The sequence below is a fragment of the Amycolatopsis sp. cmx-11-12 genome, from assembly GCF_046269425.1.
Classification (GTDB): domain Bacteria; phylum Actinomycetota; class Actinomycetes; order Mycobacteriales; family Pseudonocardiaceae; genus Amycolatopsis.
Genome location: NZ_JADNQM010000047.1, coordinates 38,348 through 53,586, shown reverse-complemented (window position 1 = coordinate 53,586; position 15,239 = coordinate 38,348). Strand labels below are relative to the sequence as shown.

Below are 15,239 nucleotides of genomic sequence, written 5' to 3'. Positions count from 1 at the left end.
GATCTCGCGTGATCGGCCATCATGTGGCATAGCGTCACGCAGGTTCAACACCTCGTGAAGGGCAAAGTATGAAGAAGATAGTCTGCACCGCCGCTGCCGCCGTGTTTCCCGCCATCGCAGCTCTGTCACTCATGGGCAGCGCCGTGAAATCCAGTGAAGCCGTCGACAGCGTCATCGCCACCTCTCCCCTTGAGGCGCTCAACGCCGAGGAGGTGGCCATCGCGGGAAGTGCGACGGTGGCGCTTATCGCTTAGCGTTCTCTCACGATGAACCTGTGCCTTCCGGCGCATATGCCCAGGGCGCAGCGTTCAGTATCGTCGGGAACAGGTGTCGATCCTGGGGCGTCAGTGGACGAGGATGGCCACCCTGGAGCCACAGCCGCTCCACAACGCCACCGCGAACCGGCGAACTGGTGCGGTCACTGTTCATACCCAGACAGTCCCGGTGCCGCCAGAACTGCGCGGTTAGTGAAACGGCTCCGGCGTGGTGCGTCGGCCAAGTTATGTGCCAGTGACCACGGAGACTATTTCTCCTCCACCCCTTGCTGCGCAACCAGGACCGGTCTGGCGTTGGACGAGTTCGGCGCCCAGCGCCACTAGCGGCGAATCACGACCGGCGTGCTGGCCACGATGTACTGGTGGATTCCATCGTCCATGATGAGCACCCGGAACATCGTCAGGAAGCCGTTCCTGGTCCGATGTTCCGGGTGCTGGGAAATTACGCCTTGGCGCAGGCGACGAGGACACCGATGGTCGCGGTGGCGGCTGTGGCGTGCGCGGCGGCGCTCGCCGCGGCGGCCGTGGCGGCAGCGGTGCTGAACGCGCCCAGGTTGGCGGCGGCGTCGTTGATCGCGGCGGGCGTCCCGGTGAGCACACCCTGGGCGAACGCCTTGGCCGCGGCCGCGGCGGCGGCTGAGTCGGCGACGTTGACCGCGGCGGCGGTGGCCGAGTTCGCGGTGTCGACCGCGGCGGCGATAGCGCTGGCACAGCTTGCGGGAGGGGCGTTCGCCGGTGCCAGATTCGTAGTGGACGCGGCGGCACTGGCCGGTGCCATGGTCAGCATCGTGAGGGCGCCGACGGCGAAGGACGAGGCCGCGATACGGCGAAGGTTCGTATTCATCAGCGGAACTCCTGAATCAGGAATGGAGAGCGAGTCCCGGCCGAGCCGGTGAAAAACCGAACCACCGGAACAAAGTCGGCTGAAAGTGAACCCGGCTCATACAAGAAGTGGAGCACCGAACGAATATCAAATACGAAAAGGCACCCGTACGTGTCCGCGTGGCGAGAATACTCGGCGCCGGTATTCACCGACCGAGCTGCCGTCTAGTGGCACGACGAGTTCAACTCGTCTCCGCGCTGGCGTCTCGAGTCGCATGAGCCCGGCGAACTGGCGAGGAAAGGATCACCGAGCTCGCTGGACAGGTTGCCGTTTCCCGGGAATTCCGTCGGGCCCGCTGGGGCGAACGCGAGGCCGTCGCCGAGAAGCTCCTGATGCTGGCCGCCTTGGGTGTCATCGGTGATCCGGAAAGTCCACGATCTGCTCGGGCTCCAAGCCGACACGTGTGCCGTGGCGCTGGAGGCCCGCAAAGACGACAACCGGGAATTCCCGTATAGCGCGGTCAGGCGCGTCCTCATGCCGATGTGCGGATGGTCTCCCGGCACCGGTTCAGACCACTGTCACACCGGATCCAGGTACCAGCGGCGGTGGACGACCGGCTCGACGGCCAGCACGCCGGTCGCGGCCGCGATCGCGACCGCCCACGCAAGCCAATCGCTCGATCCCGCCACCGACCACACCGTGGCGCCGAGCACGACCGTGGGCCGTATCAGGGTGAACGGCCCGAGACCGACCAGGATCACGAATGTGCTCTCCCGCATCGGCAACAGCCAGTACGCCGCCAGCGATGCCACCACGAGAGCCGCGAACGGCACCAGCACCTGGAGCATGCGTGTGCCCGCGCGGACCAGTTCGCCGTAACGAGCGGCTGGATCCGCCGAGCAGCCCAGAGTGGCCACGATCAGCAGTGCTACCAGCCCGAGACCGATCGCCCCGCCCACGAGTCCACGGCGTGCTGCCAGCAGATGGTAGGAGCGCTTGCGGATCAGGGCATTGCGGCCGACCGCGGCCCGAAATCCCGCGAAGCCCGCGTCGACGAGTGCGAGCAGGCCCAGCACGACCGGAACCACCGTCGCCATCAGCCCGCGACCAGCCCCCGTGCCCGGCGTCCCAGGGCACGGCGGAAATCGGCGATCAACGCAGGACGGATACCGACGACCGCCCTCATCGCCGCGCAGAACGGATTGGTATGCCTGAACGGTTCGAACAGGAACGTATTCATCCCCGCCGCCGCTGCGGCGGCGGACATCACCACCTCGTCGCCGTGAGCGCGCCGCGCGGACACGACACCGTCGTGGCGGCCCAGCGGCTCTCGCATTCTGGCGCGGTGGAACAGCCAAGCGCCCAGCGGGGCCAGCCGGGTCGCGGCGATGTCGTAGTGGATGAACGCCAATGTGCCCGCGCGGTCCTGGGCGCGGAAGAACTCGGGCAGCTTGTCTGCCGCGAAATGGTGCAGCACCCCACTCGACAGATAGACAGTGGCCTCTTCGGCCAGCGCGAACGCGTCCGCGCATACGAAGGTGCACGAGAGTCGCTCCGCCTCGGCCAGTCTGGTCGCTTCGGCCACCAGAGCGCGATTGAAGTCCACACCCACCAACTCGACATCCGGCCCCAGCACGCCGGAAGCGGCCAGGTTTCGCACCATGAACCCCAACCCGCATCCGACGTCCACCACCCGCAGGCGGCTCCCACTCGCCCGGACGGCGGTGAGCATCGGCACCAGCAACTCGGCGAACCGCTGCGCCATATGCAGTTCTTCGTTCAGCCGTTGTAATTCGGTGTGCACCCGGACCAGAAGCCGGTCCACCGCAACGGGCTCCAGGAACTCGCCCGTCACGGGCATCCGTCGCACCATCCGGGCGGCCCGCCGATCCCCTGCCGCGCGCAGACGGGCAACCACCTCCGCCCTGCGGACCGCAATGCGCTCGCCGGTGTGCGCATCCCACTCCACCACCAGATCAGAGATCTCCAACATGGCCATGGGTGGACTTTAGCGATCAAACTCGCGATGAGCCCACGTCACGCCCTCCTCGACGTCCGGCCGGAGCAGGGCCCCAGCCGATCATTGAACTGAATCACCGCGCAAGCCGTGACACAGTGGGCCCGTGCGAGGCGCCCGGAGGACGTGCCGTCGGCGGCAAGCGGTTAGGCTACGGCCAGTACGCGGTGCACCGTGGGCATGACTGCTGAACTCAGGCCTCGCCACGAGTATCGCGTGGATGACTTTCTTTTTGTAGCTGGGCCGCGCGTTGGCGGACGTCGGCGGCTTTGCGGGGGCGGCCTATGTTGTCGTAGAGGCTGGCGGGCAGTTGTCGCGGCACCACCCTGGGCGGCCCGGTGCCGGATCCCCCGACACCGGGCATCCCGCTGCCCACTGACACCGACTCGGGCGGGTATGGGTGGTCGGGAAGCGCGATCCAGCCGGTTGTGTCGGCCTCCTTCACGGCAATGGTGACCGGGCGCCACGTAGCGGGTGCCGCGGCGGGCATGTGGCGGACTACTTCGTCGAAGAGCCAGGCGGACGTGATCACCGCCAGCACTCCAGGCGAGGTGGCGAGCGCGGCCTTCAAGGGAGGCGCGTCGCAGAGCCGGAACGCCAGCGTCAGCGACGACGAGGTGACGCCGTGGTCGTCATACACGACCTCGCCGGCATGCAGCGCCACCCGTAGTCGGATGCGTTGCATCTCAGGGCGTGAGTCATTGTGTACCCGTAACCGCATCACTAGCGCCGGAAGTACGGCTTCGACGAACGCCGCCTTGTCCGTGTCCGGTGGTACCAGCACGAATACCGCGTCTCCGCGGTCTTCCTGATAGCAGTCTTCCCACGCCAGCCCGCCTGCGACGAACGCCGCGGCCATGACCTCGTACAAGCCCTCGCGTACCGCCTGCTGATGTGGTCCCGTCCGCCTCGGATCTCCGAACCCCTCCACGTCGGCCACTACGATCAGGTGATGTCTCGACCCTTGGCCCGCCACCATCCCCGCCCTCCCCGCCCTGCCCACTGACCGGCCAGCCTCCTCCAAAGTGTCGGCATCAGGTCACACGCCGCACCATCCTTCATGCGGGGAGCCGCCCGAGGAATTGCGCCCGGCAAGCACTTGCGCTCTCGCACACTACCAAGGCAACGGCGTGAATATCCTCATAATAGTAGTCTGCAAATCTTTGACGGATCATGATTCGAAATGGTCCGGCGTCAGTGCGACAACGTGGTCGACGTTCGTGCACCTGGTCGGTCAGATTGCTCTGAGAGATTCGGCAACCATCAAATTGTGTCATCTTCGCTCAGTTGTGTGCATTCTTCGTCAGGCATGCGCCTGGGGAGGCGAATCGGGTGTTGCAGTATCTTCGAGAATCCTTGGGTCGTGTCCGGGAACGGCCGAGCGCTGCCTAGCCTGGCCGGCCTCTCATGCCTCTGCCGCTCGGCCTCGCCACACCGGACCTGGAAGCCCGAGGTGGTAGCCGTGTTCGCTCTTTCAGCGGATGCGCTACAATTAGTGACGTATCGTGAGGTCGTTCAGGCTGTGTGGAACCTGTCGGAATGTGGCCTTGGGCGGGCCACCCGAGAATGAGGCGAGCCGAGCACCTGCCAGCGGGCATGACGGACCCCTCTGCGGGGGTAAATTGCTCCTGAGCTCGCCGGTGGCTGAATTTCGCCAACGCGGGTTGAGGAATTCGCTCGACGGGTGACTCCGATGTACGACACGGAACGCTGTTTTGTTGCCGCCCAGGCGGGGCCTGAGGTTGCAGGCCTCGTGGCGAGGGGTGATGACCTTGAGGCCATCTTGGCTCGCCTGCGCCGCGCGGCCGCGGACGGTCAGCATCTCGGCGCCACTGCTTCGCTGCGCATCGCCGTGCTTCTCGGCCTGGACGTCCTCACCATCGACCTGATCACCGCCGGTGCGGGGACCCTGGAACTGGTGTGGTGTGACCCCGCCGATGGGCTGGGGCCCGAGCTGGGCAATCTGCAGTACACGCTCGGTGACGGTCCCACCGTGGAAGCCGCCCAGGAGGGCTATACGGTGTCCGAACCCGATCTGGCCACCACCGATCAGGCCCGCTGGCCGCTGTTCTTGCCTGCCGCGATGCGGTTCCCGGCGCGAGCCGTCATCGCCGCTCCGCTACGAGTCCGCGGCGGTATTGTCGGAGTCCTCACCGGGTACCGGGCCACGCCCGGCGCCATGACCGCATCACAGTCTCGGGATTTCCGTCGTGTCCGGCACGGGCTTCTGCCCTTGCTGGTGCGGAGCGCGCACAGTTTGTCGACCAGCGGCTCCGGTCGCGGTGAAGGCCTCCGCTGTTACCGGGAAGAAGTCCAGCAAGCCGCCGGTTTCCTCGCCGTCACCCTCGCCATCCCGCCGGATCAGGCCCTCGCCCGGCTGCGCGCACACGCCTTCCACCACAACCGCTCGTTGACCGACCTCGCCCGCGACGCCCTCAATCGTCGCCTACGACTGGACGACCACACCTTGTAGGCAACTAGACAGGGGCGAGATGCGGCGGTAACCCTGACCTGACGGCTTATTCGGCGGCGCGGAGTTCGGTGTTCTGGCGTTGGGACTCGTGGAGCTGGTCTTCGAGGGAGACGATGCGGCAGGCGGCATCGACAGCCGTGCCTTGGTCGACCAGTTCCCGTACTCGTGCGGCGATGCGCAGCTGGTGCCGGGAGTAGCGGCGGTGCCCGCCTGCCGAGCGCTGCGGTGTGATCAGCCCCGCTTCGTCGAGGCTGCGCAGGAAGTTCTGGGTGGCGCCCAGCATGTCCGCGGCGCGGCCCATGGTGTAGGCGGGGTAGTGGTCGTCGTCGAACTTGTCGGCCCCGCTGGAAACGGGGGTGTCGCGTTGGTCAGGAATCATTCCACCTCCACATCACAAGGGACCCCGGGAGCCACTTGCGGCGCCCGGGGTCCCAGAGGTTGGGTTTCACCATTGTCAACCGGCCGTGAGGCCGATGTCTTGCATCCGCGGTGTCCGTCCGAGAGGCGGACGATGCGGAGATCGCTTATTCGTAACCGAGAACCACCTTCCAATCCGATGACCCTGCGGTACCCGCGCGGCACTACTGCCCAGCCGCTGCGGGCGATCCAATGATGTTCCCTTTCCCTTCTTTCCTGTGTTTCTCTCTTACTGAGTACTGCCTGTACTGCGATTTTCGCGGACGTCACCGGCTGGAACCCTTCCGCTGATCGGCCCCAGCACGCGTCACGCCTCTGGTCACTGCCCGGAGCCCCGTCGAAGATCGGCTCCGGCCACCTGACCAGTCCTGCACTTACTGACTTGCAACTTCGTACTGCTCTTGCAACTTCGTACTGCGTTTGCTGCTTACTGCACTGCTTCGCCGGGATCGGCCTTGCTGTTCACGTCTTCACTTCTCGATCCCGGTACTTCTCCGGCCACCAGCCGAAACCTGTTCCTTGATTGGCTTCGTCCTGCCTGACCGTCTTGTCTCACTTCGCGGGTAGTTCCGTCATCTCCCGCGCCTGCTTGACGTTGTCTCTCTCGGTACGAGGAGAACACTACACACACCCGAGGCTGAATGTCTACCCCAGCCACCATAGATTTCTTCCTGCGGCGGCGTGGAGGAACGTAGGCACCGCAGATCCGCAGGTCAACCCGGGTTCTGTGGCGGACGACATCACTCGAAAGGGCAGGCCGGATGACCGACTCGACCGCGCGGCAGGACCCGTTCGGCCTGACCGGGGTGCGCGACCACCACGAATACGCTCGCGTCCTCAGACGGCTACAGGAGCAGCCTTGTCCTGCTCAGTGAATCGTGTACGACGTCCTCGCCTGTCAGCGCTCTGACCGAGGAGGTCGGTTTGAGGCGTGGAGTGCGTCGTCGACGGTGTGGTAGAGCTTCAGCACGATGTCGAGGCCGGTGATTTCGATGGGCCGGATCACGGGGCTGTTGGAGTCCACGGCGATACGCAGCGATTTTCCGTGTGTTTCCGCGTAAGCGTCGGCGGTGATCAGGGTGGCGAGGCCCGCGGAGTCGAGGAAGTCCACTGTGGTCAGATCCAGAACGCAGGCACTGCCGGTGTCGTCGATCGCCGTGGTGACGACCGCGTGAAGTTTCGGCGCGGCCTCGGTGTCGACTTCACCGGTCACCGAGACCACGATGTTCCCGGTCACGACACGGCTGACGATGTCCAGGTCGGGTGGCGGTGGCTCGGCCTGGAACGGTTGGCTCACAAGGGTCGACGGTACCGGACCAGCGACACCCTGGATTGTGTCGCTGGTCCGGTACCCGCCTGTTCCGGTGCGGGACACGGCTAGTCCTCGCTGTGCCAGTCGCCGGCCGCGGCCAGATGCGGTGCGTGACCGCTGCTTCCCTCGCGGTCCAGCGCGAGTTCGACCCACACGGTCTTGTGATCGGCATGGTTCTGGATGCCCCAAGCGGAGGAGAGCCGGTCGATCAGCATCAATCCACGCCCGCCGGAACCATCCGGAGTCCGTCGCCGCGGTTGACGCGGCGAAGAGTCGTCGACCTCGATCCGAAGGTACCGGCCCTGATGCGTGACCCCCAGGCGGCAGGCGCGTGGCGCCTCGCCGTGCCGGTGGGCGTTGCTGATCAGTTCGTCGGCCACCAGGACCGCGTCGTCGACGGTGAGCCCCCGGTAGCGGCCCAGCATCTCGCGAACACCGTGCCGGACGTCCCTGGTGGCGGTCGCGTCCAGGTCGTAGGCCACGTCACCCGGATTCAGCTCGTCGCGCTCGGCAATCCCCGGCTGTGTCGACATCCGTCCCACCCGCCTCGCTTTAGACGCTTTCTGGAAACATCGCGCACTGAATCCAGTACCCCGCGCTGAACAAAAGCAAACTCCATGGTCGACGTTCAAGGTTCACCTCCAGGAGCAGTTGGGCGATAGTTCTTGCCTGCCAAAGGGTTTCGTTTGGGGTCACGGTCTGCGCCGGATCGCGATGACGACGGTGTCGTCGGCGTGCAGGACCACGTCGTGCATCTCGGCGGCGAGTGCGCTGGGGATCGTCGCTGTGGGTTCTCCGGCGTGGCGCGGTGCTGTGGCCAGTAGCCGGGCCTCGCCTTCCTGGTGGTTCTTGCGGCTCTCGGTCAAACCGTCGGTGTACAGGAGGATCAGATCGCCCGGCCCGAGAGTGCGGCGGACCAGGCTGCCGTTGCCGGGGTCCGGGAAGCCGACGCCTCTTCCGACGAGGGAGGGCACCAGGAGCTCGGTGTCGCCGGCGGAGGTGACGAGGACCGGACGGGGATGGCTGCCGTTGGCGATGGTGATGTCGCCGGTCGCCGGGTCGAGCCTGGCCAGCAGCACGGTCGCCATCAAGCCGGGCTCGATGGTCGCCAGTGCGGTGGCGGCGCGGGCGATCAGGTCGTGGAGGGCGTGGCCTTCGAGGGCGAGGGTTCGAATGGCGTGGGTGACGGTCAGGGCGTGCCGGGTCGAGGTGACACCGTGGCCGACGGCGTCGACGAGGGTGATGTGCACTTTCCCGTCGGGCAGCACGAACCAGTCGTAGAGATCGCCACCGGTCGGGGAGTCCGGTTCGCTGGGTGCGTAATGCACAGCCAGTTCGAAAGCGTCCACGTGTGGTGGTGGCGGCCGCAGCGCGTCTTCGAGTTCGCGGAAGATCACCGCGTGGGCTTGGCGGAGTTGCTCGTCTCGTTCCTCGAGTTCGACGAACATGGCGAGCACGCCGCTGTTGGTTTCGGCGAGTTCGTGTTTGAGTTCGCGCTGCTCCTGGGTCACCGTGTCGGCGCGGGCGATCAGGGCCAGCATTTCCTCGCGGGTGGCCAGTTCGTCGTCTACGGGAACGGGCGCCGTGTCGTGGACGGCGGGGAGGTACCAGGTCAGGGTCGCGCTGTCCCCGGCGTCGGGCAGCAGGGGCAGGGCGTTGCGTTGCCGTTGACCGACCGGATCGGGCAACCGGAGGGTGGCGGCCAGCCGGCCGTCGCCCGCGGAGATCGAGAGTTCGGGTGGCCTGCCTGTCTTGGACGCGGGTTCGGCGAGCAGGGTCACCGCGAGGACGAGCTTGGCGCGCTCGTCGGCGGCGACACCCGCGGCGGCGCAGGCCTCACGGAGGCGTCGGCGTAGCCGGTCGACGGGGGAGCGCGTCATGGCGTGCCCGTTCCGGATCCGACCACGAGCAGCGTGGCGTCGTCGAAGGGGTCGCGGTGCCGATGGGCGAGGTCGGCGGCGAGGAGTGCCGGGGCCGGAAGAGGGCCGAGGGGTGCGGCGCCGCGCCAGCCGTTGCCGATGCCGTCGGTGTGCAGCACGACGAGGTGGTGTTCCGGCAGGTTCACGGTCCGGACGTGCGCGTCCGGCAAGGTGAATCCGACGATGCCGGGCATGCTGAGCAGCGGCCGGGTTTCGCCGGGCATCAACACCAGGCCGCCGATGTTCCCGACACCGCAGAATTCGAGCAGGCCACCGGAGATCCGGGCCAGCGCGACGGCGGCGCCGCGGGTTTGCCGCAGCGTCCGGTGCATGGCGGTGAGGTGGTCGCGGAGCGGACGGCCGGGGTGGCGGCGGAAGACGTCGATCGCGGCCACCGCCGCGTCGCCTGCCGCGGGGCCGTGGCCGAGACCGTCCACGACGGCGATGGTCCGGACACCGGGCACGCAGGCCAGTGCCAGGCCGTCACCACACCGGTCTTCACCGTCGCGGGCCAGGTGGACGTGAGCAACGGCCGCGGCGTTCGTGCCGGTGACCAGTGTGCGTGCCGCCGCGATGGTGCCCGAGCCCTCCGCTGACCGGATCCGGAACTCGGTGGCCAGCCTGCAGACGGCGCCGAGACCCGTGCCGAGCGTCGCGGTGGTGCTGTGACCGTCGATGCGCCAGTAGTCCAGATCGGCCATGCCCGGCCCGGAATCCGCGGCGTAGATGTCCACGCCGGCCCCGGCGAGCGAGCGTTGGATGAAGACCTCGCCGTCGGTGGCGTGTTTGTCGATGTTGCCCGCCAGTTCCGAGGCGATGACGGCCGCGCGTTCGGCCAGCACCTCGGGCAGCCCCGCCTCCGCGGCGATCTCGCGAGCGACGCGCGCCGCCGTGTAGACCGCACTGACGTGGTCGATCCGGATCTGGCGGGTGGGTTCCGCGACGGTGACGGTCATGGTTTCCAGCGCACGATGGTGACCGCGGTGCCGCGGCCGGGAGTGGTGTCGATGGTGAACTCGTCGACGAGTCGCCGGGTTCCGCCGAGGCCGTGTCCGAGGCCGGCGCCGGTACTGAAGCCGTCGGTCATGGCCTGTTCGACGTCGGCGATTCCGGGGCCCTCGTCGCGCACGGTCAGTCCCAGGCCCACTCGTCCCCGCCCGTCTCGCGCGACGGTGATCGTCATCGTGCCGCCGCCACCGTGGATGTAGGCGTTGCGGACCAGTTCGCTGGCCGCGGTGACGATTTTGGTCTGGTCGACGATGGTGAAGCCCACGGCGACCGCACTGGCCCGCACGGCGTGGCGGGCGGTGAGGAGGTCTTCCTCGGCGCGGACGGCGTGTTCCCGTGCGGGGATGTCCTGCCCGGGGCCGGTGAGTTCGTCAGGAAGCATGAGGCGCCTCTTCGGCGGCCTCGGCGGGGCGGCGCCACCCCAGCAGTTCCATGGCTTGTTCTGCGTTGAGCGCGGTCTGGACGCCGGTGAGGCGCAGGCCGAGTTCGGACAGCGTGATCGCGACCGCCGGGCGCATGCCGGTGACGATCATCCGCGCCCCGAGCAGGCGCCCGGTGGCGGCCAGTTGCATCAGCACCCGTGCGACGAAGGAGTCGATGATCTCCAGCCGGGAGATGTCGAGGATGACCCCGCGGATTCCTTCGTCGGAGATCCGGGTGGTGAGCTCGTCGGTGAACCGCAACGCGGTCGTGTCGTCCAGGTCGGCCACCAGGCCGCTGATCAGGATGTCCCCGAGCCGCAGGATCGGCAGGCCCGTCTGTGTGGTCACCCGGTCACCGCGCCGGTGCGGTCGCCGAGCAGCTCCAGCGCGGCGGCGAGGGCGTCGGCCAGCGAGCCGCGGGTCACGATCTGGGAGAGATCGATGCCGAGCTGCGTGACGGTCTGCGCGATCGATGGTCGGACACCACTGATCAGGCATTCGGCGCCCATGAGCCGCACCGCACTGACCGTTTGCAGCAGATGATGCGCCACCGCGGTGTCCACAGTGGACACGCCGGCGATGTCGATGATCGCCACGCGGGCCTCGTGGGTCTGGATGGCCTCCAGGAGGCTGTTCATCACGACCTGGGTGCGGGCGCTGTCGAGGGTGCCGATCAGGGGCACGGCCAGTACCTGCCGCCACAGCCGTATCACCGGGGTGGACAGTTCCAGCATCTGCTGGTGCTGGCGGCGGATGATCTCCTCGCGCCCTTCGACGTAGACCGAGAAGGTGAGCAGGCCCGCGGCGTCCAGGAGTTGGTTGACCAGCAGCGACGCCTGATAGCGCACCGCCGGGTCCTCGCTCCGGCGTTCGAGCGCGGTCGTGGTCGTGCGTTTCAGCGCGAGGATCGCCGTGGCCGTGGCGGCAGGCGTGGCGCCCGCGCGAGCGCGCCGTTCGGAAAGCCCGCGCAGGGCGGAGCGGACCGCCTGGTCCCGCTCGATGATCCGGGTCAGCGGCGACCCGGTGTCGAGCGCGTCGCGGAGCGCGCCCAACAACTCGGTCGCCTCGCGGCGCAGCGCCGCCTCGTCGAGCAGGGCCGACGAGTCCGTCAACTGCCGGCGGACCCAGTCGTCGGCAAGCTCGTCTTGGTCTTCACCGAAGATCCGCGACAGCAAGTCCCGGACGGTGGAGTCGTCCGTCCTCAACACCGAGCGGCCTCCCGAGAGCTCCGGGCCGCCTCAGGCGATGAGCGAGTAGCGACCATTGTCATATGACAATAGTTAGCCTACTGGAGAGAGTCAGGTACGGCACACCGGATCTAGTCGCCGGCCGCCGCCTCACGGAATTCCTGCAGGCCAGTGGTGAGCGCGGCCCTGGTTTCGGGGGTGAGTTTCGCCAGCACCGCATGCAGGCTCTCGCGCCGACGGGCCCGCAGGTCCTGCAGGTATGCGCGGCCGCGGTCGCTGAGCCGCAACGTGATTTCCCGGCGGCTGGCCGAGCTGGGCAGCCGTTCGAGGAAGCCGACCGCCTCCAAGCGGTCGCACAGACGGCTCACCAGCGGCGGGGTCGAGCCGAGCACCTCGGCGAGGGCGCGCAGGTTCAGCCCGTCGTGGTGATCGAGAGCCACGACGGCGCGTACCTGGGACGTCGACAGCGGACGCGGTGACGCCTCGCGAGCCCGCTCGAACATGATCTCGAGCAGCTCGGCCGTCTCGGTCACGGCCGCCGCCACCGTGTCGGTGCCGTGCGGCTCGGAGGACCGATTCACAGACCCACTCTCGCATCCTTATGCTGAACTGTCAGCTCAGCTCACCGCGGCACGTCCTGCGACCGGTCCGACGGAGCGGTGCGGACTCATCCCGTGTGCTCGATCTGAGGCACCGGGTTCCGGTGGGCAGGAGACAAACGCGGTGGACAGATCCTTGGCAGTCGAACGGGTCCTGCGTGGCGTTCAGCCTCATGCGCTGCTCGACGGGCTGCGTGCGGCGTTGAGCGAACATTTCGGCGCCAGTGCCGTCGAGCTGCTGATGGCCGACTACAGCCTCACCGAACTGCGGCGAGTGACCATCCTGCCGTACACGACCGAGCCGATGCCGGTGGCCGACACCACGGCGGGCGAAGCGTTCATCACCCAGCTGGCGACGTTCGAGCCCGCCGGAGACGGCATCCGCGCCAACCTCCCGGTCACCGTGCGCGGCGATCGGCTCGGTGTCCTGGTCGTCACGCTGCCCGAAGAGCCGGAACCGCCGGTGTGGGCCGAACTCGGCCGGTTCGCCGAAGCTCTGGGGCATGAGGTCTTCGTCGCCGACCGCGATACCGATCTGTACGTGCAGGCCCGCCGGTCCTCACGGCTGACGCTCGCCGCGGAGATGCAGTGGCAGCTACTCCCCGGCCGCGCGTGCAGCCGTCCCGAATTCGCGCTCGGTGGCCAGCTGGAACCCGCGTACGCCATTTATGGCGACTGCTTCGACTGGTCGGCCTCCGCCCGCACCTTGACGGTCACGCTGGTCAACGGCATGGGCGAAGGCAGCAGCGCCGCCCTGCTGACGAACCTCGCCGTCAACGCGCTGCGCAACGCCCGGCGCGCCGGGATTCCCCTGGACGCACAGGCGGAACTCGCCGACCAGGCGATCTACGCGCAGCACCGCGGCCAAGAACACGTCGCCACGCTCCTGCTGGAATTCGACCTCGCCACCGGTGGGATCACCGCGGTCGACGCGGGATCACCCCGGCTGTGGCGTTTGCGCGACGGCAAAGCCGAACGTGTCCACTTCGACGAACAGCTTCCCCTCGGTACCTTCGAAGACACCCTCTACACCGCCGAAACCCTGCAGACCCTGCCTGGCGACCGGTTCGTCTTCGTCAGCGACGGCGTGTACAACGCGGCCGGACCGCACGGAGAACTCTACGGCGACAGCGAACTGACCCAGGCCATCCTCGCGACCACGGAACTGCCCGCGGCCCATGTCCCGAGCGCCGTTCTCGCCGAACTGCACGACCGCCGCAAGGGCGGCATGGCCGCCGACGACGCCATGGTCGTGTGCCTGGACTGGTTCGGCTCGAACCCCAGCATCGACCGGGAATCCGACATCGCCTCCACGGTCACCGACGCGTAGGACGTGGTCCAGATCCACTCCTCAAGTTGCCTGGCGCGACGCTGGAATCTGGACCACGAACCAGCGGTCTTCAGAGTTCCCTCGGTGCATATCGGCAATGGCTTGTGGAGGATGCTTCGAAGCGGCGCTGTGTGTTTTCAATCAGGGTGACGACCAGGTCGGCCATCCTCTTGGCGGCTTCTGGGTCATCAACGGGCCGCTGGAGTTGAGCGAGCGGGCCGACCTGGTCAAGCACGATGTCCGCCTTGGCGAGCACAAAGGCAAGGGCCAGGAGGGCCGAGCGGGCGTTGCCGTCCGCGAAGGGATGGAAGAAGCACACGTCCAGGTAGGCGCGGGCGGCGCGCGACGCGACAGGCAACGCAGGGTCCCGGCTGCCCGCGAGACAGACTTCGAGCCGTGCGGGGGTGTCCGTGTCGAGCCCGTAGCGCTCCCGGCCGCGCTTGGCGAATGCCGGGCCGCTACGGAACGGCGCTCGGGCCACGCCCAAGATGTTCCGTTGCCATCGTGCGAGCAGCTCGAAGTCAAGGGCCTTGTCCGCGGTGGCATCGGCGCGCATTTGCTCGTATGCAGCCAGAAGTCGTTGCGCCCGGAGAGGCTCGCGGCCGTGCTCGACGGTCGTGATCCGGTGGGTGACCCCATCGCGACGCGCTTGGACGGGGCTCCGCGGCCAGCCTCGGCCGTGACGGACATCGTGCCAGGGCACCTGTTCGCGGGTCTCGCACCAGCGACGCAGGTGGTCAGTCACGGGCCTGGTCCACCACGCAGGTCGTGGCGGCATGGGCGATTTGCCCGGCGATGTCGTCCACCACGGTCTCGGCAGGTTCGGCCCAACTGTCGAATCGGCCGCCAATCGCTTGGTCGACCAAGCGCTCGGCGGTGTCGCTAGCGACGCCCCAGCGGGCCAGGAACCAGGTCAGTACCTGCGCGCAGTGCCGGTACCAGGCGTCGCCCGCACCGGTGCGATCCGCTACATGGTGGACCAGTTGCACCGCGCCGCGTTCCCAAGCCTGGAACCGAATTGGATCCGAAAGCCCTGCCAGCGGATATTGGTCAAACCGCGCGGCCAGGTCTTCCAGCCAGCCACGCCACTCGACCAGCGCCTCAGCCACCCGGGCCACGGTCTCCTCGGCGCTGGTGATGGAGTCCCTCGGGCAGCACCAACTACCTACCGGGCCTCCACCGATATCGCCCTCGTCTCGCGCCCAGCGCCATCCGGAGGCCCAGCGTCCGTACTGCTCGATGAGTTCCAAGGTCATGGAATCCGCCCACGCCTCGCCCGTGTCATCCGCCCAGTCGATGACATGGCGTTCCCCAGCACTGCCCGACGGCGGTGTCGGCACAGTCGAAGCCGGGGCCAGCCCACGGATGATGTCTCGCGCTGAGGTGGTGTCGAACCGGTGACGGCTCGGATCCACCTCGTCCCAGGTCAGCACCCACGGTGCCAAGCGGTAGTCCAC

Annotated in this window: 18 protein-coding genes; 3 read left to right on the top strand and 15 right to left on the bottom strand. The window is 67.6% G+C overall.

Translation table 11 applies throughout. The annotated features are described in order from the left end of the window. Positions 1-68 precede the first annotated feature (68 nt). Entirely contained in the window at positions 69-254 is a 186-nt protein-coding gene (locus ACLARN_RS39335) for a hypothetical protein (RefSeq protein ID WP_409496568.1), read from the top strand. 463 nt (positions 255-717) lie between these two features. Here ACLARN_RS39335 and ACLARN_RS39330 read toward each other — a convergent pair whose 3' ends face one another. From ACLARN_RS39330 to ACLARN_RS39315, 4 genes are all read right to left on the bottom strand, one after another. Next, positions 718-1,119, bottom strand: coding sequence for a hypothetical protein (locus ACLARN_RS39330; RefSeq protein WP_409496567.1), 402 nt, complete (start codon positions 1,117-1,119; stop codon positions 718-720). A 557-nt stretch (positions 1,120-1,676) separates the two neighbouring features. Beyond that, on the bottom strand, positions 1,677-2,195 hold the full coding sequence (locus ACLARN_RS39325; RefSeq protein WP_409496566.1) for an oxidoreductase: 519 nt from the start codon (positions 2,193-2,195) through the stop codon (positions 1,677-1,679). Continuing rightward, positions 2,195-3,097 carry a class I SAM-dependent methyltransferase gene (locus tag ACLARN_RS39320; RefSeq protein WP_409496565.1) on the bottom strand — a complete coding sequence of 301 codons (903 nt, stop codon included), beginning with the start codon at positions 3,095-3,097 and terminating at the stop codon, positions 2,195-2,197. Before ACLARN_RS39320 ends, ACLARN_RS39325 begins: the two co-directional genes overlap by 1 nt. A gap of 211 nt (positions 3,098-3,308) precedes the next feature. Beyond that, positions 3,309-4,055, bottom strand: coding sequence for a hypothetical protein (locus tag ACLARN_RS39315; protein WP_409496564.1), 747 nt, complete (start codon positions 4,053-4,055; stop codon positions 3,309-3,311). A gap of 813 nt (positions 4,056-4,868) precedes the next feature. On the opposite strand from ACLARN_RS39315, the gene ACLARN_RS39310 reads away from it, so the two are divergent. Further along, the gene (locus ACLARN_RS39310; RefSeq protein WP_409496563.1) at positions 4,869-5,588 is read left to right on the top strand and encodes a GAF and ANTAR domain-containing protein; all 720 of its coding nucleotides are present in this window, start codon (positions 4,869-4,871) and stop codon (positions 5,586-5,588) included. 46 nt (positions 5,589-5,634) lie between these two features. On the opposite strand, the gene ACLARN_RS39305 is transcribed toward ACLARN_RS39310, so the two are convergent. The 9 genes from ACLARN_RS39305 to ACLARN_RS39265 form a co-directional block, all read right to left on the bottom strand. Then, positions 5,635-5,967 (bottom strand): MerR family transcriptional regulator, encoded by a 333-nt coding sequence (locus ACLARN_RS39305; protein ID WP_409496562.1) that lies wholly within the window; start codon positions 5,965-5,967, stop codon positions 5,635-5,637. A 936-nt stretch (positions 5,968-6,903) separates the two neighbouring features. Next, positions 6,904-7,302: an STAS domain-containing protein gene (locus ACLARN_RS39300; RefSeq protein WP_409496561.1), complete on the bottom strand. Its 399-nt coding sequence runs from the start codon at positions 7,300-7,302 to the stop codon at positions 6,904-6,906. Positions 7,303-7,382: 80 nt separating this feature from the next. Beyond that, positions 7,383-7,850: an ATP-binding protein gene (locus tag ACLARN_RS39295; protein ID WP_409496560.1), complete on the bottom strand. Its 468-nt coding sequence runs from the start codon at positions 7,848-7,850 to the stop codon at positions 7,383-7,385. 159 nt (positions 7,851-8,009) lie between these two features. Beyond that, positions 8,010-9,197 carry a PP2C family protein-serine/threonine phosphatase gene (locus ACLARN_RS39290; RefSeq protein ID WP_409496559.1) on the bottom strand — a complete coding sequence of 396 codons (1,188 nt, stop codon included), beginning with the start codon at positions 9,195-9,197 and terminating at the stop codon, positions 8,010-8,012. Then, the gene (locus tag ACLARN_RS39285) at positions 9,194-10,192 is read right to left on the bottom strand and encodes an ATP-binding protein (protein WP_409496558.1); all 999 of its coding nucleotides are present in this window, start codon (positions 10,190-10,192) and stop codon (positions 9,194-9,196) included. The genes ACLARN_RS39290 and ACLARN_RS39285 overlap by 4 nt, the downstream gene beginning before the upstream one ends. Then, entirely contained in the window at positions 10,189-10,626 is a 438-nt protein-coding gene (locus ACLARN_RS39280) for an ATP-binding protein (protein WP_409496557.1), read from the bottom strand. The genes ACLARN_RS39285 and ACLARN_RS39280 overlap by 4 nt, the downstream gene beginning before the upstream one ends. Beyond that, complete coding sequence (locus ACLARN_RS39275; RefSeq protein WP_409496556.1) at positions 10,616-11,014, bottom strand: STAS domain-containing protein; 399 nt, start codon at positions 11,012-11,014, stop codon at positions 10,616-10,618. Before ACLARN_RS39275 ends, ACLARN_RS39280 begins: the two co-directional genes overlap by 11 nt. Then, the gene (locus tag ACLARN_RS39270; RefSeq protein ID WP_409496555.1) at positions 11,011-11,874 is read right to left on the bottom strand and encodes an STAS domain-containing protein; all 864 of its coding nucleotides are present in this window, start codon (positions 11,872-11,874) and stop codon (positions 11,011-11,013) included. Before ACLARN_RS39270 ends, ACLARN_RS39275 begins: the two co-directional genes overlap by 4 nt. A gap of 110 nt (positions 11,875-11,984) precedes the next feature. Then, a complete protein-coding gene (locus tag ACLARN_RS39265) occupies positions 11,985-12,434 on the bottom strand; it encodes a MarR family transcriptional regulator (RefSeq protein WP_409496554.1) in 450 nt (149 codons plus the stop codon). 142 nt (positions 12,435-12,576) lie between these two features. On the opposite strand from ACLARN_RS39265, the gene ACLARN_RS39260 reads away from it, so the two are divergent. Beyond that, a complete protein-coding gene (locus ACLARN_RS39260; RefSeq protein ID WP_409496553.1) occupies positions 12,577-13,782 on the top strand; it encodes a PP2C family protein-serine/threonine phosphatase in 1,206 nt (401 codons plus the stop codon). A 70-nt stretch (positions 13,783-13,852) separates the two neighbouring features. Here ACLARN_RS39260 and ACLARN_RS39255 read toward each other — a convergent pair whose 3' ends face one another. Together ACLARN_RS39255 and ACLARN_RS39250 are read right to left on the bottom strand one after the other, a co-directional pair. Continuing rightward, complete coding sequence (locus ACLARN_RS39255) at positions 13,853-14,527, bottom strand: Fic family protein (RefSeq protein ID WP_409496552.1); 675 nt, start codon at positions 14,525-14,527, stop codon at positions 13,853-13,855. Continuing rightward, a complete protein-coding gene (locus ACLARN_RS39250) occupies positions 14,520-15,239 on the bottom strand; it encodes a hypothetical protein (RefSeq protein WP_409496551.1) in 720 nt (239 codons plus the stop codon). Before ACLARN_RS39250 ends, ACLARN_RS39255 begins: the two co-directional genes overlap by 8 nt.

Excerpts from the sequence above, each read along its gene's own strand:
- ACLARN_RS39335 (WP_409496568.1), top strand. The coding sequence starts at position 69 with ATGAAGAAGATAGTCTGCACCGCCGCTGCCGCCGTGTTTCCCGCCATC.
- ACLARN_RS39330 (WP_409496567.1), bottom strand. The coding sequence starts at position 1,119 with ATGAATACGAACCTTCGCCGTATCGCGGCCTCGTCCTTCGCCGTCGGC.
- ACLARN_RS39325 (WP_409496566.1), bottom strand. The coding sequence starts at position 2,195 with ATGGCGACGGTGGTTCCGGTCGTGCTGGGCCTGCTCGCACTCGTCGAC.
- ACLARN_RS39320 (WP_409496565.1), bottom strand. The coding sequence starts at position 3,097 with ATGGCCATGTTGGAGATCTCTGATCTGGTGGTGGAGTGGGATGCGCAC.
- ACLARN_RS39305 (WP_409496562.1), bottom strand. The coding sequence starts at position 5,967 with ATGATTCCTGACCAACGCGACACCCCCGTTTCCAGCGGGGCCGACAAG.
- ACLARN_RS39295 (WP_409496560.1), bottom strand. The coding sequence starts at position 7,850 with ATGTCGACACAGCCGGGGATTGCCGAGCGCGACGAGCTGAATCCGGGT.
- ACLARN_RS39290 (WP_409496559.1), bottom strand. The coding sequence starts at position 9,197 with ATGACGCGCTCCCCCGTCGACCGGCTACGCCGACGCCTCCGTGAGGCC.
- ACLARN_RS39285 (WP_409496558.1), bottom strand. The coding sequence starts at position 10,192 with ATGACCGTCACCGTCGCGGAACCCACCCGCCAGATCCGGATCGACCAC.
- ACLARN_RS39280 (WP_409496557.1), bottom strand. The coding sequence starts at position 10,626 with ATGCTTCCTGACGAACTCACCGGCCCCGGGCAGGACATCCCCGCACGG.